Genomic DNA, 1,002 nt, shown 5'->3' with positions numbered 1-1,002 from the left:
TGACCCAGACAATCCGAGCCATTTTATTAGCCAGACCGACAGCAGCAACGTTGTGATTACTGCGTTCATTAAGCTGACTAACCCATTTTTTACAGCGGTCATCCTTATTTTTGAGACAGTGGAGTACCGAACGTGCGCCGTGTATCAGTAATGTGCGAAGGTATTTATCACCCCGTTTACTGATGCCCAGCAGGACTGACCTACCGCCCGTGGAGTGCTGTCTTGGAACTAATCCCATCCATGCAGCAAGGTGTCGACCAGATTTAAAATATGTCGCATCACCAATGGCTGCCTTCAATGCTGTGGCAGTAATGGCTCCGATACCCGGCATAGTCATTATTAGTCGACATACGTCGTCGCTCTCAGCCAGTTCCTGAATTTTCTGGTCATACTCTTGAATACGCTTGTCAAGTCTGACCAACTCTTCTGATAAACCATGCAGCAGCTCACGAGTCAGCGAATGGAGTCCATTTTCAGCATCTTCCAGAATGCGTGGAAGCTGTGCACGAACTTTACCGATACCTTGGGCAACCACAATGCCTTCTTCCAATAGTGAACCCCGGATCTGGTTAACCAGTGCAGTTCTCTGATCAACCGTTTGTTGGCGATAGCGGTGCAGAAGTTGCCAGGCCTGCTGCTCTGAGGTTTTAACAGGTACAAAACGCATGCTGGGCCGTGAAGCTGCTTCAGCAATCGCTTCAGCATCGTTGTAGTCGTTCTTGTTGGTTTTGACATAAGGCTTAACAAATTGAGGTGAAATCAGCTTGACAGTATGCCCATAGTTCTTGAATAACCGAGCCAGATAATGAGCACCACCACAAGCTTCCATAGCGATAATGCATGGCTCTAGATTTGCCACGAACTCCAGCAGGTTCTTCCTGGACAACTTCTTTCTGATGACTTTGCTGCCTTGCTCATCAACACCAAACAGGTGAAAGTTGTTCTTGCCAATATCGATACCAAGTACTGAAATAGTCATGGGTGGTTCGCTCCGGTTAATCC

The 1,002-nt window shown here is 47.5% G+C and carries 1 protein-coding gene; it reads right to left on the bottom strand.

Translation table 11 applies throughout. The features are described from left to right. Positions 1-979, bottom strand: a 979-nt coding sequence (locus J7359_RS19820; protein WP_209060002.1) for an IS110 family transposase, incomplete at its 3' end; no start/stop codon positions are given. Between the last annotated feature and the right edge of the window lie 23 nt (positions 980-1,002).

Source organism: Paracoccus sp. R12_2, assembly GCF_017744015.1.
Taxonomy (GTDB): Bacteria; Pseudomonadota; Alphaproteobacteria; order Rhodobacterales; family Rhodobacteraceae; genus Paracoccus.
The sequence above is the reverse complement of the archived record's forward strand: the minus strand, read 5'-3'. Positions and strand labels throughout refer to the sequence as shown.